At 59.8% G+C, this 21,798-nt stretch carries 23 protein-coding genes and 1 pseudogene; 7 read left to right on the plus strand and 17 right to left on the minus strand.

Annotated elements, in window-relative coordinates; translation table 11 throughout:
- Positions 1-170: 170 nt before the first annotated feature.
- The 8 genes and pseudogenes from IP81_RS07790 to ffh all read right to left on the minus strand — a co-directional run bounded on the left by IP81_RS07790 (position 171) and on the right by ffh (position 7,234).
- Positions 171-2,426 carry a S9 family peptidase gene (locus tag IP81_RS07790; RefSeq protein WP_054107418.1) on the minus strand — a complete coding sequence of 752 codons (2,256 nt, stop codon included), beginning with the start codon at positions 2,424-2,426 and terminating at the stop codon, positions 171-173.
- A gap of 168 nt (positions 2,427-2,594) precedes the next feature.
- Positions 2,595-2,972 carry a 50S ribosomal protein L19 gene (gene rplS / locus IP81_RS07795; protein ID WP_054107419.1) on the minus strand — a complete coding sequence of 126 codons (378 nt, stop codon included), beginning with the start codon at positions 2,970-2,972 and terminating at the stop codon, positions 2,595-2,597.
- Positions 2,950-3,752: pseudogene (gene trmD, locus IP81_RS07800) on the minus strand (tRNA (guanosine(37)-N1)-methyltransferase TrmD). The gene rplS and the pseudogene trmD overlap by 23 nt, the downstream one beginning before the upstream one ends.
- 274 nt (positions 3,753-4,026) lie before the next feature.
- Positions 4,027-4,401: a type II toxin-antitoxin system VapC family toxin gene (locus tag IP81_RS07810; RefSeq protein ID WP_054107421.1), complete on the minus strand. Its 375-nt coding sequence runs from the start codon at positions 4,399-4,401 to the stop codon at positions 4,027-4,029.
- Positions 4,398-4,757 carry a hypothetical protein gene (locus IP81_RS07815; RefSeq protein ID WP_054107422.1) on the minus strand — a complete coding sequence of 120 codons (360 nt, stop codon included), beginning with the start codon at positions 4,755-4,757 and terminating at the stop codon, positions 4,398-4,400. The genes IP81_RS07810 and IP81_RS07815 overlap by 4 nt, the downstream gene beginning before the upstream one ends.
- Positions 4,758-4,787: 30 nt before the next feature.
- Positions 4,788-5,276 carry a ribosome maturation factor RimM gene (gene rimM, locus IP81_RS07820; RefSeq protein WP_157573125.1) on the minus strand — a complete coding sequence of 163 codons (489 nt, stop codon included), beginning with the start codon at positions 5,274-5,276 and terminating at the stop codon, positions 4,788-4,790.
- Positions 5,276-5,704, minus strand: a complete 429-nt coding sequence (rpsP, locus tag IP81_RS07825; protein WP_054107424.1) for a 30S ribosomal protein S16 — start codon at positions 5,702-5,704, stop codon at positions 5,276-5,278. Before rpsP ends, rimM begins: the two co-directional genes overlap by 1 nt.
- Before the next feature lie 48 nt (positions 5,705-5,752).
- Positions 5,753-7,234 (minus strand): signal recognition particle protein, encoded by a 1,482-nt coding sequence (gene ffh, locus IP81_RS07830; protein ID WP_054107425.1) that lies wholly within the window; start codon positions 7,232-7,234, stop codon positions 5,753-5,755.
- 313 nt (positions 7,235-7,547) lie between these two features.
- Here ffh and IP81_RS07835 point away from each other — a divergent pair, with 313 nt between their 5' ends.
- The 7 genes from IP81_RS07835 (at position 7,548) to IP81_RS07865 (ending at position 13,984) form a co-directional block, all read left to right on the plus strand.
- On the plus strand, positions 7,548-9,188 hold the full coding sequence (locus IP81_RS07835; protein ID WP_157573126.1) for a bifunctional diguanylate cyclase/phosphodiesterase: 1,641 nt from the start codon (positions 7,548-7,550) through the stop codon (positions 9,186-9,188).
- 52 nt (positions 9,189-9,240) lie between these two features.
- The gene (gene dapF / locus IP81_RS07840) at positions 9,241-10,050 is read left to right on the plus strand and encodes a diaminopimelate epimerase (protein ID WP_054107426.1); all 810 of its coding nucleotides are present in this window, start codon (positions 9,241-9,243) and stop codon (positions 10,048-10,050) included.
- Positions 10,047-11,222 (plus strand): MiaB/RimO family radical SAM methylthiotransferase, encoded by a 1,176-nt coding sequence (locus tag IP81_RS07845; protein WP_054107427.1) that lies wholly within the window; start codon positions 10,047-10,049, stop codon positions 11,220-11,222. Before dapF ends, IP81_RS07845 begins: the two co-directional genes overlap by 4 nt.
- Positions 11,219-12,145 (plus strand): signal recognition particle-docking protein FtsY, encoded by a 927-nt coding sequence (gene ftsY / locus IP81_RS07850; RefSeq protein ID WP_054107428.1) that lies wholly within the window; start codon positions 11,219-11,221, stop codon positions 12,143-12,145. Before IP81_RS07845 ends, ftsY begins: the two co-directional genes overlap by 4 nt.
- The gene (locus IP81_RS07855) at positions 12,142-12,801 is read left to right on the plus strand and encodes an inner membrane-spanning protein YciB (protein ID WP_054107429.1); all 660 of its coding nucleotides are present in this window, start codon (positions 12,142-12,144) and stop codon (positions 12,799-12,801) included. Before ftsY ends, IP81_RS07855 begins: the two co-directional genes overlap by 4 nt.
- Before the next feature lie 122 nt (positions 12,802-12,923).
- The gene (locus IP81_RS07860) at positions 12,924-13,499 is read left to right on the plus strand and encodes a urate hydroxylase PuuD (protein WP_054107430.1); all 576 of its coding nucleotides are present in this window, start codon (positions 12,924-12,926) and stop codon (positions 13,497-13,499) included.
- 167 nt (positions 13,500-13,666) lie between these two features.
- A complete protein-coding gene (locus IP81_RS07865) occupies positions 13,667-13,984 on the plus strand; it encodes an entericidin EcnAB (protein ID WP_157573127.1) in 318 nt (105 codons plus the stop codon).
- Between the two features lie 38 nt (positions 13,985-14,022).
- Here IP81_RS07865 and IP81_RS07870 read toward each other — a convergent pair whose 3' ends face one another.
- The 9 genes from IP81_RS07870 to IP81_RS20875 form a co-directional block, all read right to left on the minus strand.
- The gene (locus IP81_RS07870; RefSeq protein WP_054107432.1) at positions 14,023-14,373 is read right to left on the minus strand and encodes a response regulator; all 351 of its coding nucleotides are present in this window, start codon (positions 14,371-14,373) and stop codon (positions 14,023-14,025) included.
- Positions 14,370-15,350: a sensor histidine kinase gene (locus IP81_RS07875; protein ID WP_054107433.1), complete on the minus strand. Its 981-nt coding sequence runs from the start codon at positions 15,348-15,350 to the stop codon at positions 14,370-14,372. The genes IP81_RS07870 and IP81_RS07875 overlap by 4 nt, the downstream gene beginning before the upstream one ends.
- Before the next feature lie 89 nt (positions 15,351-15,439).
- Positions 15,440-17,362 (minus strand): potassium transporter Kup, encoded by a 1,923-nt coding sequence (locus IP81_RS07880; protein WP_054107434.1) that lies wholly within the window; start codon positions 17,360-17,362, stop codon positions 15,440-15,442.
- 159 nt (positions 17,363-17,521) lie between these two features.
- Positions 17,522-18,226, minus strand: a complete 705-nt coding sequence (locus IP81_RS07885) for a tetratricopeptide repeat protein (protein WP_054107435.1) — start codon at positions 18,224-18,226, stop codon at positions 17,522-17,524.
- Complete coding sequence (locus IP81_RS07890; protein WP_369800728.1) at positions 18,223-18,621, minus strand: cytochrome c-type biogenesis protein; 399 nt, start codon at positions 18,619-18,621, stop codon at positions 18,223-18,225. Before IP81_RS07890 ends, IP81_RS07885 begins: the two co-directional genes overlap by 4 nt.
- Positions 18,622-18,680: 59 nt before the next feature.
- Entirely contained in the window at positions 18,681-19,232 is a 552-nt protein-coding gene (locus IP81_RS07895) for a DsbE family thiol:disulfide interchange protein (RefSeq protein WP_054107437.1), read from the minus strand.
- A complete protein-coding gene (locus IP81_RS07900; protein WP_054107438.1) occupies positions 19,229-21,184 on the minus strand; it encodes a heme lyase CcmF/NrfE family subunit in 1,956 nt (651 codons plus the stop codon). Before IP81_RS07900 ends, IP81_RS07895 begins: the two co-directional genes overlap by 4 nt.
- Positions 21,181-21,648 carry a cytochrome c maturation protein CcmE gene (ccmE, locus tag IP81_RS07905; protein WP_054107439.1) on the minus strand — a complete coding sequence of 156 codons (468 nt, stop codon included), beginning with the start codon at positions 21,646-21,648 and terminating at the stop codon, positions 21,181-21,183. Before ccmE ends, IP81_RS07900 begins: the two co-directional genes overlap by 4 nt.
- Complete coding sequence (locus IP81_RS20875; protein WP_197274569.1) at positions 21,645-21,785, minus strand: hypothetical protein; 141 nt, start codon at positions 21,783-21,785, stop codon at positions 21,645-21,647. Before IP81_RS20875 ends, ccmE begins: the two co-directional genes overlap by 4 nt.
- Between the last annotated feature and the right edge of the window lie 13 nt (positions 21,786-21,798).

Genomic DNA, 21,798 nt, shown 5'->3' on the forward strand with positions numbered 1-21,798 from the left:
AACACTCTCGCTTGCCCGATGACACTACGGCTCCGTTAAAACTGCCATCATCCTGAACCTGTTTCAGGATCCATTTCTCCATTCACACCGCAGTTCGTGGTGAAAGAAGGATGTTGAAACAAGTTCAGCATGACGAAAGAAGAACAGGCTGAATCTCCGGAAGAGCGTCCCTACTTCCCGCTGCCTGCACCATTGCGGTCAAGGAAGCGGAAAATCGTCTCGTACAAATGCTTGCTCACCTTCGGCCCGCTGATGCGGTGCGTATAGCCGGGGTAAAGCATCATTTCGAACGGCACGGCCTCACCCTGCATCTTGGCGATGATGGCGCTGGCGTTTTCAAACACCACGTTATCATCGGCCATGCCATGAATGATCAGCAAAGGATCGCTGATCTTTGCAGTATCGGCCAAAGCGTTCGATTTTTCATAGACTTCCGGCACTTTGCGCGGATCGCCCAGATAACGCTCGGTATAAGTCGTGTCGTACATCTGCCACTTGGTCACCGGCGCCACGGCAATGCCTGCGGCATAGGCGCCCGGATTGGCCTGCAGCATCTTGATCGACATATAGCCGCCATAAGACCAGCCAAAGGTGCTGATCTTGTCAGCATTCACAAAAGGCTGCTGCTTCAGCCAGTTTGCGCCTGCCAACTGGTCTTCCACCTCAACCGAACCCATCGCATGGTGCAGCGCCGAGGCGAATTTGACGCCTCGGTTTTCCGATCCGCGATTGTCGATGGCAAAGTAGATATAGCCCTTGTCGACAATGGCCTGCGCCAGCGCGCCCTGGAACCCCTTGGTGACCACTTGCGCGGTCGGCCCTCCGTAGTGATAGGTGAACACCGGATAGGTCGTGCCGGGCTCCAGCGGCGGCGTGATCATCATGTAATGCAGCGGCGTACCGTCTGACGCCGGGATCGTGCCAAACTGCGCGGGGCGGTGGCTGGCAAGGTAGGGGGCATAAGGATGTGCGCCTGCCACCTTGTTTTCCTCGATCCACGCAAGCCGCTTGCCATTGGAATCGGCGATGAACGATTGCGCGGGCTGCGCGTCCGATGATCGCGAAATCATCAGCGTCTGCCCGCTGCGATCCATCGTGGCGCTGTTGACCCAGCCCAGCTCGGTCAGGCGCTGCACTTTGGCCGGGGCGTTGAGGTCGATCGTATAGACCTGTTGGGCCAGCACATCGTCCCGGGTGCCGGTGAAAGTAAGCTTGCCGCCCGCCTCATCCACGCCGACCAGACCGATGACGGTCCATTCGCCCTTGGTCAATTGCGTCCACTTGCCGCCCTTGAGGTGATAGAGGTGGCCAAAGCCATCGCGCTGTGACCACCAGATCAGGCTGCCGTCCTTGAGGAAGCGGTAGCTGTCCGACAGATCGATCCAGTGCTTGTCCGCCGCCTTTTCGCTGAACAGCACAGACGATTTGCCGGTTGCCGGATCAACCTTGAGCATATCGAGCACGGTCTGTTCGCGGTTCATGCGTTGCACATAGAGCGCCTTGCCATCAGGTGCCCAATCGACACGGGCAAGATAGATATCCTGATCCGCACCCAGATCGACCTGCACTTTGCCCGAACCATCAGGTGCCATAACCCATAGCGAGACTTCCGCGTTGGGCGTGCCCGCAGCAGGATAGCGCTGGTCGTAAGTCTTGGTGCCTTCAGCACCGATGGCAGCACGCGTGACCACGCCCACCATGCTTTCGTCAAAGCGCTCCACCGCGATGCGGCTTTCATCGCCGGACCACCAGAAGCCGTTGAAGCGCGCCATTTCCTCTTGCGCGACAAATTCGGCCTCGCCCCAATGGACGTTTGTGTTGGCTTCTTCGGGCGTGATCGCCACGGGCGCACCGCCTGCAACCTTGCCCGTCCACAAGCGGCGGTCGCGTACAAAGGCGATGTGCTCACCCTTCGGACCCAGCTTGGGGTTCAATTCGCCGCCCATGGTGCCTTCGATCTTGCGCACGGTGCCATCAAGGCCCGCCAGCAGCAGATCGCCATCGACCGGGACCAGCACCGACTTGCTATCGGCGGCCCATTCGTAAGTCACAATACCTTTCAGATCGCCGATGCGCTGGCGTTCCCGCTGCATCTTCTCGGCTTCTGAAAGGGCGCGGCCTGATGACAGCTTGAGCGAATCCACCAGCATCGTCCACTGCGACGTCTGGCGATCAAACCCCCACAAGTCGTAGCGTTCGCGATCATCGGCGCGGTTGCGCAGCAGCGTCAGGTAACGGCCATCAGGCGACAGCTTCACTGCGCGCGGTGCCGGGCCGTTCAGGCCGGGGCTGGCGAACACGCGTTCGAGGGTCAACGATGGAGCAGATGGGGTATTGGTCATGGATTGACCCTGTTGTGCGTGGGCAAGCGGCGCGAACGACATGGCAGACAACGCGCAGGCGGCAAGCAATGGCAAGTGACGCATGGGGCTTCGGTATCCTCTGGCCTGATGAGGCCGCAGAGCAAGTTGGTGATGCGCCTTGGTGGCCCGAATTGCCTGCTGTTCAAAGCAGAAAAGGCGCCCTGGCCGGTGAGCCAGGACGCCTTTTTAAACACTTTCGTGTCGTGGCGTTGGGCTATTGCCCGCCTGCGCTCAGTTCGCGGTAACCTTGGTGACCTTGCGTTCGGCAATACGTGCCGATTTGCCGGTCCGGCCGCGCAGATAGTAGAGCTTCGCACGACGAACGACACCACGGCGAACCACGGTAATCGAATCGATGTTCGGCGAATAAAGCGGGAATACGCGTTCTACGCCTTCGCCGAACGAGATCTTGCGAACGGTGAAGTTCGAGCCAAGGCCACGGTTCGAACGCGCGATGCACACGCCTTCGTAGTTCTGAACGCGGGTGCGCTCACCTTCCACAACGCGTACGCCGATGCGCACGGTATCGCCCGCACGGAACGATGGAATTTCCTTCTTCGCCTTGTATTCGGCGATGGCTTCAGCTTCAAGCTGCTGAATCAGGTTCATTTTTTAAGTCCTGCACTTCACGTTGCGCACCAGAGGCAGACTGGACCCGAGCGCCGATGTGGCGCTCCCAAAGGTCCGGCCTGCGTAGCCGTGTATCGTCTTCCGAACGGCGTTTCCGCCACTCCGCGATTTTCGCGTGATCCCCCGATCGCAACACTTCAGGGATCACTCGCCCTTCCCACTCAGCGGGCCGGGTGTAATGAGGGTACTCAAGAAGACCGTTTTCAAACGACTCCTCATGACCACTCAAGGCCGCGCCCATTACGCCGGGAAGCAGCCGAATGCAAGCATCAAGCAACATCAGCGCCGCACATTCCCCGCCAGACAGCACGATATCGCCAACCGAGACTTCCTCGACGTTGCGGCCTTCAAAGATGCGCTCGTCAAAGCCCTCAAACCGCCCGCACAGCAGGATCACGCCGGGACCAGCCGCCAGTTCTCGCACCCGCTCCTGCGTCAGCGGTTTTCCGCGCGGCGTTAGGGCGATGACGGGGACGCGAAAATCCTCCCCGAGCCAAGCTCGGGGAGAATTGCTAAACCTGAAAGCCCCCGCGCATGATCTACCGCTTTCGCCAGCACATCCACCCGCAGAACCATCCCCGCCCCGCCACCGGCAGGCGTATCATCCACGGTCCGGTGCTTGTCGGCCGCAAAATCGCGGATCTGCACCGCATCCATCGACCACTTCCCCTCAGCCAGCGCCCGCCCCGCAAGGCTGACACCCAAAGGGCCGGGGAACATCTCGGGATAGAGCGTAAGGACAGTGGCGGCGAAGGTCATTTTGGCGCCCTAGTGGAGAAAGCGTGCCAAAGCAGTCCAACAATTGTCCCCAAACCAATCGCGACGGTAAGAAACATAGCAATCAAGGCAAAACCCCAGCCTGAACCAAGACTATTAAACGTCATCCACCAAGCAAACACGGGTAACGGACAAACCACCAGCAGAGTCCAGATTAGTCGCACGAACAAAGCCGCGCGCCTTGCAAGCAAAAATCGTGTAACCACTGCTGGAAGCACGATCAGGACGAGCAGAACGGCCCTGTGAATAAAGATCATCAAACCGTCCAGTTCTCAACCACCAACCCCGGCACATCCCTGAAGTCCGCTTCGTTGTCCGTCACGACGATCAACCCGTGCGACAGAGCATGCGCCGCAATCAGTCGGTCATAGCTGGCGCGCTTGAACGGCAACGTCGCATAAGCCTGCGCCGCCTTGAAATCGAAGTTCAGGATAGGAACTTCCTCGACAAACGCTCGAAGCTGCTCTGTCGCAGGCGGCTTTTCGTTTGCAGAACCGTAGGCGACCTCGGCATAGCAAACGGCTGACGTCACCATCTCACCAGCCTCACAGTGCGATGCGCGGGCATAGACGCCCGGATCTTCGTTCATGACCAGCGCTATGATGACATTGCTGTCGAGCAGGTATTTCACGGCTCGTCCTTTGACTTGTCACGGCTGCGAAGCGGACGATCCTCGAAGATACGATCTTCCCGGCGGATTGGTTTGAGGCTTGTAGCAGACCCGGCCACCTTGGCGATATTGAACATCCGCTTGGGCTGTTCAACAGGATCGTAAGAGAGAAATTGGCCATCCTCGACCAACAGGTCCATCTCCATTCCAGCCGAAAGCTTCGTGCCGGAAGGAATGCGGACAGCCAGCGAGTTGCCCGACTTGAAAACCTTGGTACGATGGCGCTGCTTCTCGATACCTTTCAACCAAGGCGCAGATCCGAACACTCGCATGTTGAATTTTTTGCGTTCTTCGCCGACCTTATTGTCATCCGTCATCGCGGCCTCCGTATATACGCCCTGTATATACTACTCCACGTAAAGCGCTTCAATCACAATCCGTGCATCGTCCCATTCGGGCACCGCGTCCAGCTTCATGGGGACCATAAAGCGCTTGCCATCAGGTTTTCGGATTTCGATCACGTCGCCCGCGCCGAAGTTTTCGATGGCGATACATTCGCCCAATTCCTCTCCGGTGGTGGAGACGGCGGGCAGGCCGAGGAGGTCGGCGTGGTAATACTCGCCCTCGGCCAGTGGCGGGAGGGTCGAGCGGGGTACGGTCAGCGCCGTTCCGCGCAGTTTTTCGGCTGCGGTGCGGTCGGCCACTTCGGCAAAGCGGGCAATCGCGCCGCCTTTGCTGTCATCGCGCAACGATGTTACCGTCAGCTTTGCATCGCAGAAGGCGCGGTAGCGCTTGAGCGCGGCCACGCCTTCTCCGAACAGCTTGAGACGGACTTCCCCCGTCACCCCATGTGCGCCGGTTATGGCGGCGAGCGTGACGGGTTTGTCCGACAAGATCAGGCTTCCGTCTGCTCTTCAGCAGCAGCTTCAACCGGTGCTTCTTCAGCAACTGGTGCAGCAGCAGCTTCGGCTGCGGCTTCAGCGGCTTCAGCAGCCTTCTTGGCCTTGTCTTCAGCGCGTTCCTTGGCCTTCTTGCCGGGGACGCCAGCGTTCGGGTTCAGGGTAACCTTGCGTTCCTTGATGCCTGCCTTGTCGAGCATGCGGGCAACGCGGTCGGTTGGCTGGGCGCCAACGCCGAGCCAGTAACGCACGCGGTCTTCGACCAGACGGACGCGGTTTTCATCGTCCTTGGCGAGCAGCGGGTTGTAGGTGCCGACCTGCTCCAGATACTTGCCATCGCGCGGTGCGCGGCTGTTGGAGACGACAACCTTGTAGTACGGGCGCTTCTTCGAGCCACCACGCGAAAGACGAAGAGAAACAGACATTAGATCAACCTTTCAGCGAAATTCTAGTATTCACGAAACTTCAAAAATTCAGCGCTTCTTGAGCAGGTCGTTCAGGTTGGATGGCAAGCCACCCGATCCCAGACCGGGCAAACCGCCCATGCCGCCACCCATTCCACCAAGCCCGCCCGGACCCATTTGCTGGTCCAGACCCGGCATAGCGGCACCAAGACCACCCTTGCCGAACAATGCGCCCAAGCCCTTGAGGCCACCCATCTTCTTGATCTGCTTCATGGCCTTGGCCATTTCCTGATGCATCTTCAGAAGCTTGTTGACGTCCTGCACTTGCGTGCCCGACCCCTTGGCCACACGGATCTTGCGCTTGGCATTGAGCAATTCAGGCTTTTCGCGCTCTTTCGGCGTCATCGAACCGATGATCGCGTCCATGCGCAGCAGCACGCGATCATCCATGCCGGATTGCGCCATCGCCGCCTTGGCCTTCTTCATGCCGGGCATCATGCCCGCCAACGCGCCAAGACCGCCCATATTCTGCATCTGACGCAATTGCGTGCGCAGGTCGTTCATATCGAACTGACCCTTCGACATGCGCGCGGCAAGCTTTTCGGCGTCTTCAACCTGAATGGTCGCCGCCGCCTTTTCGACGATGGAGACGATGTCACCCATGCCGAGGATACGGCCGGCCACGCGTTCGGGGTGGAACGGCTCGATCGCGTCAAGCTTTTCGCCGGTGCCGGCAAACTTGATCGGCTTGCCGGTGACAGCACGCATCGAAAGCGCCGCACCACCGCGCGCATCGCCATCCATCCGCGTCAGCACGATGCCGGTAAGATCAACCTCGCCCGCAAAGGATTGCGCGACATTGACCGCGTCCTGGCCGGTCAGCGAATCGACGACGAGCAGGGTTTCCTTGGGAACCGAGACGGCGGAAACCGCCTTCATCTCGTCCATCAAGGCCTGATCGACATGCAGGCGGCCCGCAGTGTCGAGCATCAGCACGTCAACCGCTTGCAGCTTGGCTGCGTTCACAGCCCGCGTGGCGATATCGACCGGCAACTGGCCAACGATGATCGGCAGCGTAGCAACACCTGCCTGCTCACCCAGCACCTTCAACTGTTCCTGCGCTGCCGGACGATTAACGTCGAGCGAGGCCATCAGCACTTTCTTGCCGTGCTTTTCTTTAAGCAGCTTGGCGATCTTGGCGGTGCTGGTGGTCTTACCCGAACCTTGCAAACCGACCATCATGATCACGACCGGCGGCGCTGCCACCAGATCAAGCTCTGCCGTGCCGCCGCCGAGCATTTCGACCAGCGCGTCGTTGACGATCTTGACGACCTGCTGGCCCGGCGTGACCGAACGCAACACCGACTGGCCAACGGCGAGTTCTGTAACATTATCGATGAAACGACGGACGACGGGCAGCGCAACGTCTGCTTCGAGCAGCGCGATGCGCACTTCGCGCATGGCTGCGCGCACGTCTTCTTCGTTCAGCGCGCCACGACCACGCAGGCGATCGAAGACGCCTCCAAGCCGGTCTGACAGACTATCGAACACGCACAATTCCCATCATCAAGCCCTTGCCCGCCCGCCGATTTCGCATAACGCGAAAAACGCCGGTGGGCGAAACCTCGCCGACCAGCGTGTGGCATCCTGAACAGGGGCCGTTGTCGAATCCGCAGACGTGCAAGGCCCATCTGCTGCGCGGCCCATACCCGCGATTACGCGCGGTGGCAAGCATGGCTGCAAGAATGCGAACCAGATGGCCGATGAAAGCTTATATTAACCAAAACTTCAGCAGCTGTGCGGTAGCTAAGTGGCAGGGGCAAATCGTCGGCAGGCGGTTGCAGTCAATACGAAAGCATCGGCTATGGCAAGCATGCCGCACGATCAGAAGACCAAGCGCGAAAAAATGGCCAAGGCCGACAAGGACCTGATTGGTCTTGGCATTGTTGTTGCCATGATCATCCTGATTATTGCCAATGGATCATCGGTGATCGCCGATTTCGTCACTTCATTGATCAGCAACGGCAAACCGCTCGACGATATTCTGAGCGCCGCGCTACTGCTCAATGTGGCATTGCTGCTGTTCGGCTGCCGCCGCTACATGGATCTCACCGGCGAGGTTTCGCAACGTCGGCAAGCTGAAGAAATCGCCCGGACCCTTGCCCAGACCGACCCTCTGACCGGCTGCCTCAACCGCAGGACAATCGACGACGCCTTGCAAGACATGATCGCAAGCGCCCGCATCACCGGACACGAAGTCGTCACTATGGTCATCGACCTTGACCACTTCAAGCGCTCCAATGACGTTCATGGCCATCTTGCCGGCGATGCGGTGCTATTGGAAGCGACCCGCCGCATCCGCTCGGCCTTGCCCGAACGCTCGATCATAGCCCGCCTTGGCGGCGACGAATTTGCCTGCGCCGCAATTTATGATCCCGATCATTCCGAAGCGATTGACCGGCTTGTGCTGCGCATTAACGAACAAATCGCTCACCCCATCATCATCAATAGCCTTGCCATCGAAGTTACCGCCTCGGTAGGCCTTGCGACTACAAGCAGCTCGGATTCATCGGCATCACAGAAGCTGGCCACCACACTGCTGCACCGCGCAGACCTTGCCATGTATCAGGCTAAAAAGGCCGGTCGCAACGGCTACCGCTGGTTCGATGCCAGTCTGGAAAGCGAATTGCGGTATCGCAACGAGCTGGAGCATAGCATCCGCCAAGGCATTCCGGCGGGCGAATTCGTGCCGTTCTATGAAAAGCAGATCGACCTTGATACCGGCCAGTTGACCGGTTTCGAAATGCTGGCTCGCTGGAAGAATCCGCGCCGTGGCCTTATGTCGCCCGATGTGTTCATCCCTGTTGCCGAGGAAATCGGCCTGATTTCCGACCTTTCGGAAAGCCTGATCCGTCAGGCACTGAAGGATGCCCGTGAATGGAACCCGCGCCTGACGCTGTCGGTGAATATCTCCCCCATCCAGTTGCGCGATCCGTGGTTTGCGCAAAGGCTGCTGCGGTTATTGCTCGAAGCAAACTTCCCGCCGCAACGGCTTGATGTCGAGATAACCGAAAGCTGCCTGCACGAAAACCTGGGCATGGTGCGGACACTGATCACCAGCCTGAAAAACCAGGGCATCCGCATCAGCCTTGACGATTTCGGCAACGGCTATTCCAGCTTTGCCCAGTTGCGCACACTGCCGTTCGACCAGATCAAGATTGACCGCCATTTCGTGTCAAACCTTGACGTCAGCAAGGACAGCGCGACGATTATCGAGGCGATCTCCTCGCTTGGCAAAGGCATGGGCCTGCCGATCACCGCCGAGGGTATCGAGACGCCGGAAGTTCTGGCGGAATTGCGCAAGCTTGGCTCGTTCAAGGGCCAGGGCTACCTCTATGGCCAGCCCACCGATGCGCAAAGCGTGCATGAGATGCTGGCCGATCAGAATATGCTGCGCGAGCTCGCCACTGCCGATGATCAGTTCGAGCACGCTGCCGCCGCCTGAACCACCAGCCTATGCATTGCCCTTGGGCGTGTGAATGCCTATGTCGCGGTCCATGCGTATTTCTTTCCGCAAGATGCACGGCCTCGGCAACGATTTCGTGGTGATTGACGCCCGCACGGCGGCTGTCCCCATGTCCCCGCGCCGCGCGGCTGCTCTGGCAGACCGACATACTGGCATCGGGTGCGACCAGTTGATCGTGATCGAGCATTCCACGCAGGCCGATGTGCGCATGCGGATTTTCAATAACGATGGCAGCGAAGTCGAGGCTTGCGGCAACGCAAGCCGCGCCGTCGGCCTGTTGCTGGGCGGCACGCAGACCATAGAAACGCTGGGCGGCCTGATCCGCTCGGATGCCAATGCGCAAGCCGTATCGGTCGATATGGGCGCGCCCCGGTTCAAGTGGGACGAAATCCCCGTGGCCTATGCGATGGACACGCTTGAAATGCCGGTGGGGTGGGAAGAGCTGGAAAACCCGGTCGGCGTAAACGTCGGCAATCCGCACGTTGTGTTTTTTGTCTCCGATATTGACGCCGTAGACCTCGAACGGCTTGGGCCGATGATCGAGAATGATCCGCTGTTTCCTGATCGCATCAACGTGAACATCGCCGCCCGCGTCGGTCCGGATCACCTTGCCTTGCGGGTTTGGGAACGCGGCGTCGGCCTGACACGCGCCTGCGGGACCGGCGCTTGCGCCACGGCAGTGGCCGCAATCCGCCGCAAACTGACGGGCCGTACCGTACGCGTTGACCTTCCAGGCGGTCCCTTGAACATAGCATGGCCCGAAGGCGGCAATATCGAGATGACCGGCCCTGCGGCATTCAGCTTTGACGGCACGTTCGAGGACGCCGAATACCCGCTATGACCACGCAGGTCGTCTCTCTCGGCTGCCGGCTGAACATCGCGGAAAGCGAGACGATCCGGGCGATGCTGCAAGACGCGCCGGAAACGGTCGTGGTCAATTCTTGCGCGGTGACGGCAGAGGCGGTGCGCCAATCGCGCCGCGCCGTGCGCCGCCTGCGCCGCGAACACCCCGAAGCGCGGCTAGTCGTCACCGGCTGTGCCGCCACGATAGAGCAGGACAGCTTCGCGCAGATGCCCGAAGTCGATGCGGTTGTGCCCAATGCGGAAAAGCTCGTGGCGCGGCATTGGACGCAGGGCAATGTCAGGCCCGCCGCCGTATCAGAGCACCACACCCGCGCATTTGTGCCGGTGCAGAACGGCTGCGATCACGCCTGCACTTTCTGCATCATCCCGCAAGGGCGCGGCCCCAGCATGTCGCTGCCGGTGGTCGATGTGCTGCGCGCCATCGAACCGCATCTGAACCTTGGCGTGGCCGAAGTGGTGCTGACCGGGGTGGACGTAACCTCGTGGGGGGCAGACCTTCCCGGTGCTCCCAAGCTGGGTGATCTGGTCGCCGCGATCCTTGCCACCTTCCCCTCCCTGCCCCGCCTGCGCCTGTCCTCGCTCGACGGGGTGGAGATTGATCCGCTGCTGCTTGATCTGATCACCGGCGAGGCGCGGTTGATGCCGCACATCCACCTTTCGTTGCAATCGGGCGATGACATGATCCTCAAGCGGATGAAGCGCCGCCACACCCGCGCGCAAGCCATTTCGCTTGTCCAACATATCAAGGCGCACCGCCCCGAAGTGGCCATCGGCGCAGACCTGATTGCGGGCTTCCCCACCGAAACGCCCGAAATGCACGCCAATAACCTTTCCATCGTGCGCGAATGCGATGTCGTCCACGGCCACATCTTCCCCTATTCGCCCCGCCCCGGCACGCCTGCGGCCAAGATGCCGCAAGTGGCACCGCTGCTGGTCAAAGAACGCGCCGCCGAACTGCGCGCTGCGGTTGCCGGTCAACGCGGGCACTGGCTGCACACCCTGCTGGGCCAGCCCGCCAGCGTGCTTGCCGAACGCGACGGAACCGGCCATGCAGGCCACTTCGCCAGCTACCGCACCGCGCCGGGCACCGTGCCCGGCAGTCTGGTCACTTGCACACCGACAAAGATCATCGAAGGAATACTGGAATGAGTGGCGAGAGTTGGTCCGACCGTCTGCTCGGCGGCTTTCGCAAGACCTCGGAACGCCTTGCCGAAAACCTTGGCAGCATCGTTGGCGCATCAAAGCTGACCGACGCGCAGTTGGATGATCTTGAAGATGCTCTGATCCTGTCGGACCTTGGCCCGCGCGCCGCCGCCCGCATCCGCGAAAAACTGAAGGTTGCGCGCTTTGAAAACGGCGTGAACGAACAGGCCGTCAAAGAAGCGATGGCCGAAGAAATCGCCGCGATTCTGCGCCCTGTCGCCAAACCGCTCGAAATCGTCGCCTTCCCCCGCCCGCAAGTGATCCTCGTGATCGGCGTCAACGGTTCGGGCAAGACCACGACCATCGCCAAGCTGGCGCACTTGTTCCAGGAACAGGACTATGGCGTGATGCTGGCAGCGGGCGACACTTTCCGCGCCGCCGCCATCGGCCAGCTCAAGGTCTGGGCGGACCGCCTCGGCATTCCCGTCATCACCGGCCCCGAAGGCGGCGATCCGGCCTCGATCGTCTTCGATGCGGTAAAGTCTGCCACCGACACCGGCATCGATACGCTGATCGTTGACACCGCAGGCCGCCTGCAAAACAAGCGCGAGTTGATGGACGAACTGGCCAAGGTGCGCCGCGTGCTCGGCCGCCTCAATCCCGAAGCCCCGCATGACGTGGTGCTCGTGCTCGATGCCACCAACGGACAGAACGCGTTGCAGCAGATCGAGACGTTCAAGGAAGTGGCGGGCGTCACCGGCCTGATCATGACCAAGCTGGATGGCACAGCGCGCGGCGGTGTGCTGGTGGCCGCCGCCGAACAATACGGCTTGCCGATCCACGCCATCGGCGTTGGCGAAAAGATCGATGATCTGCGCCCGTTCGATCCCGATCTCGTGGCCCGCGTCATCGCAGGAGTAGCCCGTTGAGCACCGCAAACGATAAGCCCAAATCCTCATGGATCAACCTGCTGGTCGATTACGGCCCGCTGCTGGTGTTCTTCCTCGCCTATCGGCACTTCAAGCCCGAAGGCGCCGTGGCAGGCTTGGCCGAAGTCATTGCCGTCACCAAGGGCACCGCCACGTTCATGGTGGCAACGGTCGCAGCGCTGATCATCTCGAAGTGGCGCTTGGGCAAAATCTCGCCGATGCTGTGGCTTTCGACCGCGCTAATTTTGGGCTTCGGCACGCTCACTGTGCTGCTCGGCGATCCGTTCTGGATACAGGTAAAGCCAACCGCGATATACCTGCTGTTTGCTGGCGTGCTGTTTGCCGGCCTTGCGCGCGGCAAAGCGATGCTGCGCACCCTGCTCGAAGCTGCGTTCGAAGGCCTTGATGATGCCGGATGGATCAAGCTTTCGCGCAACTGGGCGTTCTTCTTCCTGTTCCTTGCCGCGCTGAATGAAGTGCTGCGGTACTTTTTCAATGTCGCCAACGGCAATTTCGAGGTCTGGTTGCAGGCAAAGCTGTGGGGCGTCACCACGCTTTCGTTCCTATTCACCTTCACGCAAATCCCGATGCTGATGCGCCACGGCCTTGCCGCCGGGGCCGAGCCTGACGTCGAGCAGAATCCCCCGCACGATTGAACACGTCTGCACATCCGGTTTTCGTGTGACATTTGCACAACGCTGATTAATATACGCCGCAATTGCGGGGGCGTGGTCGCGCCCCTGTGCCGGTTAAGCATTCCAATAAGGGGGAAAATCAGATGGCCAAGTTTTTCGGCAATCTTCATCTAGTTCTGGCCGTTGGCCTCATCGCGGCAATCGCCATGATGATCGGCTATGGCGAATCCGTACCCGCCACTGTCGGCGCGGTATTCCGCTGGCTTCACGTCTTTTTCGGCATCCTGTGGATCGGCCTGCTCTATTACCTGAACTTTGTTCAAGTACCGACCATGCCGAAGATTCCTGCTGAACAAAAGGGCGCGATCACCGGCCACATCGCTCCCAAGGTCTTCTTCTTCTTCCGTTGGGCAGCTCTGCTCACCGTTGTGACCGGCCTCGTGATCGCTGTCGTGTCGGGTTATGCGCACCAGGCGATGACCTTCTCGGGCGAAGGCGCGGTCAACCTCATCGGCCTTGGCATGTGGCTGGCGCTGATCATGGCGTTCAACGTATGGTTCATCATCTGGCCTGCCCAGAAGAAGATCCTCGGCATCGTGGATGCATCGGCTGAAGAAAAGGCTGCTGCTGCGCCGCGCGCGCTGTTTGCCAGCCGCACCAACCTGCTGCTGTCATTGCCAATGCTCTATGCAATGGTCAGCGTAAACCTCGGCGCATAACCATCGCCGCTGTTCAACGCAGTATCTTGAAAGGGCGCAGCATCACCGGATGCTGCGCCTTTTTGCTGCGGGGGATATTATAATCCATTGATGCGTTGATGCTTCAGCCAGCCATTGCGGGAAGCACCCCGATGGGCTGGAACCATCCAAGGGGAGTGATCCACCACATGCGCAAATTTACAACTTTCGCTGCAACCGCAGCCACCGCCCTTCTGCTTTCAGCCTGCTCGGAAAAAACGCAGGACGCTGCCGGATCAGCCGTGGAATCCGCAGGTAACGATGTTGCCGACGAAGCTGCCGCCGCGACAGACGAACTGGCTGCCAAAGCCGCTGCCGCCGTCGACGATGCCGCAGCCAAAACAGACGAACTGGGCGAAAAAGCCTCTGCCGAAGCCAAAAAAGCTGCCGCGGCAGCAAAGCAGGAAACTGCCAAAGTGGAAGCCAGCCTGCATAACGAATCCGTTGCCGAAGCCAAAGCCGATTGACGAGGTGCACGGGGTGGCAGCAATGCCGCCCCCGCCATTCACTTGGCCAGCAATCGCCCCAGTTGCTCTATCAAGGCATCGGGCACATAGGGCTTTGCCAGAATAACCTGATCGGCAAATTGAGCTTCCACCGCACCGTATCCGGTCGCAATCACAAACGGGATGCCTCGCGTGCGCAAGGCCTCGGCCAAGGGTGCGCCGGTTTCCCCGTGCAGATTCCAATCCAGCACAGCAGCATCGATTTCAGCGCTGGCAATCATGTGCAACGCGTCATCCACACGTCCCACCAGCCCCAGTGGCGCAGCGCCTGCATCCTCAAGCACATCGCACAACATGGCAGCGACGATAAACTCATCCTCGATCACCAGAATTCGACGACCTGCAATCAATGCTCTTCCCCGGGTGCTTGCCCCGACGCGGCAAGGGGAATGGCAATGCAGCAATGCAAACCCGTTTCATGATACGACAGGTCCACCTGACCGTTGAGCTGACGTGGCACGGCATCGGTTAGCAAGCGCGACCCAAAGCCCTTGCGGGTTGGCATGGTGACCGGCGGGCCGCCTTGCTCTTGCCAATGGATCACCACCCAACCATCCCGCTCGGCCAGATCCCAGCGAACATCGATCTTGCCACTTCCGCCAGACAGCGCGCCATATTTCAGCGCATTAGTGGCCAGTTCGTGCAACACCATGACCAAGGAAACCGTGGCATTGGTTGGCAATGTTACATCGGGGCCAGCAATGCTGACCCGCCGGCTACCATCCATACAGATCAACAGGCCCTGGCGAGCAATCTCTGCCAAAGGTGCCCCGCTCCAGTTCTGACGGCTCAACGCATCATGTGCCCCTGAAAGGGCGGCCAGACGGCGATTAAACTTTTCAACCGGCAAGGCGGGTACATCGGTGCCGCGAAATGTCTGATAGGCCATCGCCTGCACCACCATCAGCGTGTTTTTGACGCGGTGGTTCAATTCCCCGACCAGCAGTTCCAATTGCTCTTCCAATTGGCGCCGCTCGGTAATGTCGATCGCGGTGGATTGGGCCACCGACCAATGACCGCCCTTGTCAAATTCAAGCGCATGGTTGCGCCACAGCATCCAGCGCGTGCCGTTGGCAGTTTCAAAGCGGTTCTCGATAGTTATCTCTGGCTGTTCAGGCGTCAATTGTGCAAGCTGCTCGCGCACACTTTCCTGATCGGAGCCTGTAACGAATTGCCATAAACTTTGGCCGGTCAGCTCAGCCGGTTCCGACTTCAGCGAGTTGGCATAGGCACGGTTAACGAACAGGATGGTGCCATCAGCTCGGAAGCGGCACACCATTTCCAGTTGAGCATCAAGTATCTCACGCAGCAGCGCGATGTTCGACATAATGGTTTATTTCTGGTCCATCACCGGAATTCTAGTGCATTTGACCAGATTGCCAAGTGCCACGCCGAGGAAATAAACGCCAACTTCGATCAAATCTTCAACTGGCTACCCAATTCTACCACGCGATTTGTGGGCAAGCGGAAGAATTCCATGGCACTGGCTGCATTGCGCAGCATCCACGCGAACAGCTTTTCCCGCCAAAGCGCCATGCCCGGCTTGTCAGATGCGATCAGCGTCTGGCGCGAAAGGAAGAAGCTGGTCTTCATCATGTTGAACGGCTCACCGCACATGTTAACACCCACCAACGCAGCAGGCACATCGGTTTCTTCCAGAAAGCCGAACCGCAGCGTTAACCGGTAAAAGCCGTTGCTGTAATCTTTCACCGAATAGCGCTCTACCGGATCGACATAGGGCACGTCCTCGATTGATACCGTCAGGATCACCACGCGTTCGTGCAACACTTTGTTGTGCTTGATGTTGTGGAGCAGCGCAGATGGCACGCCCGCAGCGGTTGACGCCATGAAGATCGCGGTTCCGGGCACGCGTGCCGCGCTGGAATGGGCAGACTTGGTAAACACTTCCAAGGGGATCGTGCCCTCAGCCATGTTTTCCCGCATCAGCGCGCGCCCGCGCGACCATGTGGTAAGCAGCGTAAAGATCGCCACGCCCATGACCAGCGGCACATAACCGCCGTCGGGGATTTTGGTCAGATTTGCGCCAAGGTAGGCTGCATCGATGGTGAAGAACAGGGCCAGCATCGCAATGGCCGCAGGGGCCTTCCACTGCCACAGCTTGAACAGCACAACCGCCAGCAGGAAGTTGTCGATCAGCATCGCGCCTGTCACCGCGATACCATAAGCGGCCGTCAGATTGGACGAACGCTGGAACATCAACACCAGCAGGATCACAGCAATCATCAGCGCCCAGTTGATCACCGGGATATAGATCTGGCCCGCTGCTGTGGATGTGTGCTTGATCGTCATGCGCGGGATAAATCCGAGCTGGATAGCCTGCTGCGTGACCGAGAACGCACCGGAAATCACCGCTTGCGAGGCAATCACTGCTGCCGCCGAAGCGATGAACAGCAGTGGCCACTGGAACCATTCCGGCGCGAGGAAATAGAACGGGCTTTCCAATGCGGCTGGATTGCGGATTAGCAAAGACGCTTGGCCCAGATAGTTGAGCACAAGCGCTGGCAGCACGAAAGCCAGCCATGAAACGCGGATCGGGCTGCGTCCGAAATGGCCCATATCGGCATAGAGAGCCTCCGCCCCCGTCACCGCAAGCACAGCGGCACCCATCGCCAGGAAACCGCGAAACGGATCGGCAAGAAACATGCTAACGGCGTAATGCGGGCTAAGCGCCGCCACAACACCGGGGTATTCCAGAATGCTGAGAACACCCAGAACCGAGATCGTGCCGAAATAGACCAGCATGATCGGGCCAAAGAACGCAGCTACCTTTTCCGTACCACGGCTCTGGATGAAGAACAGGCCGATCAGGATTGTCACCACGATGGGCACGATCAGGCCTTGCATGCTGGGCCGGTAAACCGCCACACCCTCAATCGCGCCCATCACCGAAACGGCAGGCGTAATCATCGAATCGCCATAGAACAGCGCGGTGGCGAACACGCCCAGCAGGATGATACCCTTGCCCCAGCGCTTGCCGTCGGTGTGCTGGTTGATTAGCGCCAACAGGGCAAGACTGCCCCCCTCACCCTTGTTATCAGCCCGCATGATGACCGAGACGTACTTGAAAGTCACAATGATCATCATCGACCAGAACATCAGGCTGATGATGCCAAAGATATGCATCAGATCGAGTGGCAGGGGGTGATGGCCGGCAAAGGTATCGCGCAAGGCGTAGAGCGGGCTGGTGCCGATATCGCCGAACACGACGCCGATCGCACCCACCGCCAATTTGGCCAGCGATCCTTGCGTATGCCCCGCGTGACCATGACCGGCGACAGGCGCAGGCGGCGCAACGGCCTCATTTACGGCATCACTCATGGCAACGGTGCCCCCGGCCTAAAGCCTAGTATGCGCCTGCCGGAACAGCAGGGTCGGCGCGGCGCTTTAGCACCGCCCTTGTGCCCCCGCAATGGGCGGAAACGTGCAGAATAGGTAGGGTAACAGATGATACTCTACCACGTTCCTAAATGCCTGTTTTCAGGGCTGTTCAGCCTTAGGAGCAGGAGCAGTTTCAGCCTGTTCGGCGGTGCTGACCGGACCACCGGCGGTCGTGCTGCCAGCCTGCATCGCCAGCATCGAATCGATACGCTGAACCCGCTCTGACAAATCGGCCCGATAAGGCGCATCGGCAGCGGATCGCACCAGCAATTGGGCCCAGATCGTCCGCGCTTCGGCCAAGCGGCCTGATTGCGCCAATGCCAGCCCCATGAAGAACGGCGGGCCGGGATGGTCCGGCGCGATTGTGGCGGCCTTCTGGAACGCAAATTGTGCCGCAGGCGTGATCAGGCCATCGCTATGGCCCACCAGTGCATTGCCCATGGAGACCCAGATATCCGCATCCTTGGGGAACTGTTCAGACCCTTTGCGCAACACTTCGGCGGCTGCGCCAAACTGGCCTTGGCGGGCAAGGCCATCGGCCAGCACCAGCCAGCTTTGCCCTTGTGCAAAAGCGTCGCCCATTTGCTGGCGTTGCTTGATCAGCGCCTCATCTGCCGCGCGCTTATTCTCAACCGGCGCTTTGGGCGCGCCCGGCATCGAAGGATGCCCCTGCAAGGCATAGCCCGCAATGCCAACCAGCAGCGCCGCGCCAGAAAGCTCCCAGCCCGCACGCGGCATCTTGAGGACAAAGGCCATCACGGCAAACACCGCTGCGGCCACCAACAGGATCACAACCCACATCATTTGCCGCTATCCTTTGGGTCACGCCGGAACCGACCGCGCAACAGCAGTGCCGCCAACAGCAGGATCACCAGCGGTGCCGCAAACAGTGGCCACATGATCGGCTTGTTTTGCGGCGCATAGCTTACGTAATCGCCATAGCGCTCAACCAGCCATGTGCGGATCGCCTCCGGCTCTTCGCCTGCTGCGATGCGGGTGCGCACTTGATGGCGCATATCACCCGCCATCGGCGCATCCGAATCCGAAATCGCCTGGCTCTGGCACTTAAGGCAGCGCAGCGTCTCCATCAGCGCTTGCGCCTTGGCCTCAAGCGCAGGTTCTTCCAGTTGCTTATAGGCATAGGGCGCTGGCGGCAGCAGATCTTGCGCGAGGGCGGGCCGCGTGGCAGCCGCGACCATCAGCGATCCGACCAAGGCCAGAACGAAGAACCGCGCCCAAGCACTCGTGGCAAAGTCCATCATTGCCCTGCCTCCGCCAATTTGCGCAGGATCAGGTCAATATCCTCAGGCCGAATTTCACCGATATGTTGATAGCGGATTACGCCATTGCCATCGATCACGAAGGTTTCAGGCACACCCGATGACCCGATACCGACTTGCACTTGCGACACGTCATCCTTGCCGATTCTGGTGAACGGATTGCCGTTCGTCGCCAGAAACCGAGCGAGATCTTCGCTACGATCGCGGATGGCCACGCCCTGAATATCAACGCCACGTTTGGCCAAGGCATCCAGTGTTGGCGCTTCCACCGCACAGGGCACGCACCAACTGGCGAAGACGTTGAGCAGCTTGGGCTTGCCCGTCTTGAAGTCAGCTGTCGAAAGCCCGGGACGGTCTTGCGTCGCCGCCTCCAATGCAAACTGCGGCAATGGCTTGCCGATAAATGCGCTGGCCACTTCACGGTCAGCCGGACGCACCAGCCCCCAGATTACCAGCACAAAGAACGCACCAAACAGGGCGAGCGGCAACCACATCGCCAGCGACGGCCGCTTTGCCACCGCCTCGGTCACTTGAGATTCTCCAGCCGCGCTTTGCGATAGGCAATCTTGCCCTCGGCCCGCAAACGCCGCACATCATGCGCCACGCGGCCAAGCAGCGACAAAATGCCACCAAGCGCCACCAACAAGCCACCTAACCACAACAGCGGCACAAACGGCTTCCACCAGAACCGCATCTGCCAGCGCCCGTCATCACCCTCTTTGCCAAGTACCGCATAGAGCTGGCCGTTCCAGCGCGTATGCAGCGCAGACTCTGTACGCTCACCGGGCGGTGAGGAGAAGGTGCGCGCTTGGGGATGTAGCGTTACCGGCGCTCCGTCTTTGTAAGATGCCGTCACCGTTGCATCAAGCGCGGTCCAGTTTGGACCGGCAACAGGCGCAATCGAGAGCAACTTTACCGTAATCGGCCCCACTTGCTGGGTATCGCCGACATTCATCGCCGCCAAGCGTTCGGTCGAAAACGCGCTTTCGCTGGCCGCGCCCAAAAGCGCCACGCCAATACCGAAATGCGCCACCACCATGCCATAGACCGACAGCGGCGTGCGGCGCAGATTGCGGCCTTTCAGCGGCATCCAGCTTCCCACCGCAAGGCCTGCACCCACCGCAATGCCAATGATTGGCAGGATGCGGATTCCCGGCGCAAACACCACAACCGCCAGCAGTGCAAGCGCTGTGACCAAGGCCGGGATGGCCACCACAGCGGTAATCCGCCCCGGCTTATCCTTGCGCCAGCGCAACAGCGGACCAACGCTCATCATCAGCATCATCGGGATCACGAAAATCGCCGAGACCGGATTGAAATAGGGCGGCCCCACCGAAACCTTTGCGTCAAACGCTTCGGTCATCAGCGGATAAAGCGTGCCGAGCAGGACGATCGCCAGCGTGCCGCACAGCATCACGTTGTTGAACACAAGGCTGCCTTCGCGGCTGAACAGGCTGAAGCGTTCACCCTCAGTCACCGTCGAGGCGCGGAAGCCGAACAGCGCCATGGCACCGCCAATGTAGATCGCCAGCAGCGCCAGAATGAACGAGCCGCGTTCCGGATCAACAGCAAAGGCGTGAACCGATGTCAGAATGCCCGAGCGCACAAGGAATGTTCCGACCATCGACATCGAAAACGCGATCACACCCAGCATCACTGTCCACGCGCGCAAGGCGTTGCGGCTTGCCAATACGGAGGCGGAATGAAGCAATGCCGTTGCCGCCAGCCACGGCATCAGCGAGGCGTTTTCAACCGGATCCCAGAACCACCAGCCGCCCCAACCGAGCGTGTAATAGGCCCAGTAAGACCCCGCGGTGATCCCGATCGTCAGGAAAATCCAAGCCCCCAGAACCCAAGGCCGCATCGCGCGGGCAAAGGCTGGCCCGACATCGCGTGTGACCAGCGCACCAATCGCAAAGCTGAACGCCACCGACAGACCTACATAGCCAACGTAAAGCGTGGGCGGATGGAAGGCGAGGCCAATGTCCTGAAGCAGCGGGTTCAGCCCTGCCCCTTCAGGCACGGCTTCGGGCAAACGCTCAAACGGGTTCGATGAAAGCAGCAGAAACGCATAGAAACCAAGGCTGACAAAGGCCTGCCCCGCAAGCGTCGCGATCAGCGTATCTTCGCGCAGGCGCTTTTCCACCAGCGCGACGATCCCGCCAGACATGGCCATGATCGTCACCCACAGCAGCATCGAGCCTTCGTGATTGCCCCAGGTGCCCGCCAGCTTGAAGATAAACGGCTTCATCGAATGGCTGTTTTCGGCCACCAGTTTCACCGTAAGGTCGGTTTCCAGAAACAGATCGATCAGCGCCAAAAACGAGATGGCGACCAATACGCCCTGCATGATCGCCAACGGCCGGACGAGGCCGGTCATCGCAGCGCCACCGGGGCGCAGCGCCACAACGCCTGCGAAAAGTTGCAACGCGGCAAGTGCGGCGGCCATCCACAGGACAGCAAGGCCAAGTTCAGCGATCATTTTGTCTCTGCCACCACCGCTTTGGCTTGCGCCTGCGTCATATCGCCCATCTGACGGGGCACGTAATTTTCATCATGCTTGGCCAGCAGATTGTCGGCGACAAAGGTTTGCCCCTCCATCCGGCCTTCTGCCACAACGCCCGAACCTTCGACGAACAAATCCGGTGTGATCCCGGTGAACCGCACCGGAACCTTCGACATGCCATCGCCCACCACGAAATCGATGGTAACACCATCGGTCCGGGTTTTGAGCGATCCCTTTTCGACCATGCCGCCCAAGCGGATCGCGCGTCCCTGCTCGGGCGGGTCTTTCACCAAATCGGCCGGGACATAGAAATAGCTCGCCTGATTGGACAGGGCATAAGCTGCAAGCAGGCCCGCACCGATCAAAGCGACCAGTGCAATGACCAGCAGCACAAGGCGCTGATGTTTTGGCTTGATACCGCCAGTTTTGGTTTCGCTCACTTAGCCCTTACCTTGTCACGCCGACGTTCGGCCCGGATCATCGCTACGAGCGACAAACCGACCAGCAGCAGCGTCCCGACAACACCGATTGCCAGCGCCGCCATCACATAATCCCACTGATCAAGACCTTCGCGCATTCTATCCCTTTAG

The sequence above is a fragment of the Novosphingobium sp. AAP83 genome, from assembly GCF_001295795.1.
In the GTDB taxonomy this organism is placed as follows: domain Bacteria; phylum Pseudomonadota; class Alphaproteobacteria; order Sphingomonadales; family Sphingomonadaceae; genus Novosphingobium.

Bases quoted from the DNA above. Each gene is read 5' to 3' on its own strand.
- IP81_RS07890 (WP_369800728.1), bottom strand. From the start codon at position 18,621: ATGGTCGCGGCTGCCACGCGGCCCGCCCTCGCGCAAGATCTGCTGCCG.
- ftsY (WP_054107428.1), top strand. From the start codon at position 11,219: ATGAGTGGCGAGAGTTGGTCCGACCGTCTGCTCGGCGGCTTTCGCAAG.
- IP81_RS07865 (WP_157573127.1), top strand. From the start codon at position 13,667: ATGCGCAAATTTACAACTTTCGCTGCAACCGCAGCCACCGCCCTTCTG.
- IP81_RS07845 (WP_054107427.1), top strand. From the start codon at position 10,047: ATGACCACGCAGGTCGTCTCTCTCGGCTGCCGGCTGAACATCGCGGAA.
- rpsP (WP_054107424.1), bottom strand. From the start codon at position 5,704: ATGTCTGTTTCTCTTCGTCTTTCGCGTGGTGGCTCGAAGAAGCGCCCG.
- rplS (WP_054107419.1), bottom strand. From the start codon at position 2,972: ATGAACCTGATTCAGCAGCTTGAAGCTGAAGCCATCGCCGAATACAAG.
- IP81_RS07790 (WP_054107418.1), bottom strand. From the start codon at position 2,426: ATGCGTCACTTGCCATTGCTTGCCGCCTGCGCGTTGTCTGCCATGTCG.
- dapF (WP_054107426.1), top strand. From the start codon at position 9,241: ATGCGTATTTCTTTCCGCAAGATGCACGGCCTCGGCAACGATTTCGTG.
- IP81_RS20875 (WP_197274569.1), bottom strand. From the start codon at position 21,785: ATGCGCGAAGGTCTTGATCAGTGGGATTATGTGATGGCGGCGCTGGCA.
- IP81_RS07875 (WP_054107433.1), bottom strand. From the start codon at position 15,350: ATGTCGAACATCGCGCTGCTGCGTGAGATACTTGATGCTCAACTGGAA.
- IP81_RS07835 (WP_157573126.1), top strand. From the start codon at position 7,548: ATGGCAAGCATGCCGCACGATCAGAAGACCAAGCGCGAAAAAATGGCC.
- IP81_RS07815 (WP_054107422.1), bottom strand. From the start codon at position 4,757: ATGACGGATGACAATAAGGTCGGCGAAGAACGCAAAAAATTCAACATG.
- IP81_RS07900 (WP_054107438.1), bottom strand. From the start codon at position 21,184: ATGATCGCTGAACTTGGCCTTGCTGTCCTGTGGATGGCCGCCGCACTT.
- IP81_RS07860 (WP_054107430.1), top strand. From the start codon at position 12,924: ATGGCCAAGTTTTTCGGCAATCTTCATCTAGTTCTGGCCGTTGGCCTC.
- IP81_RS07885 (WP_054107435.1), bottom strand. From the start codon at position 18,226: ATGATGTGGGTTGTGATCCTGTTGGTGGCCGCAGCGGTGTTTGCCGTG.
- IP81_RS07880 (WP_054107434.1), bottom strand. From the start codon at position 17,362: ATGAGTGATGCCGTAAATGAGGCCGTTGCGCCGCCTGCGCCTGTCGCC.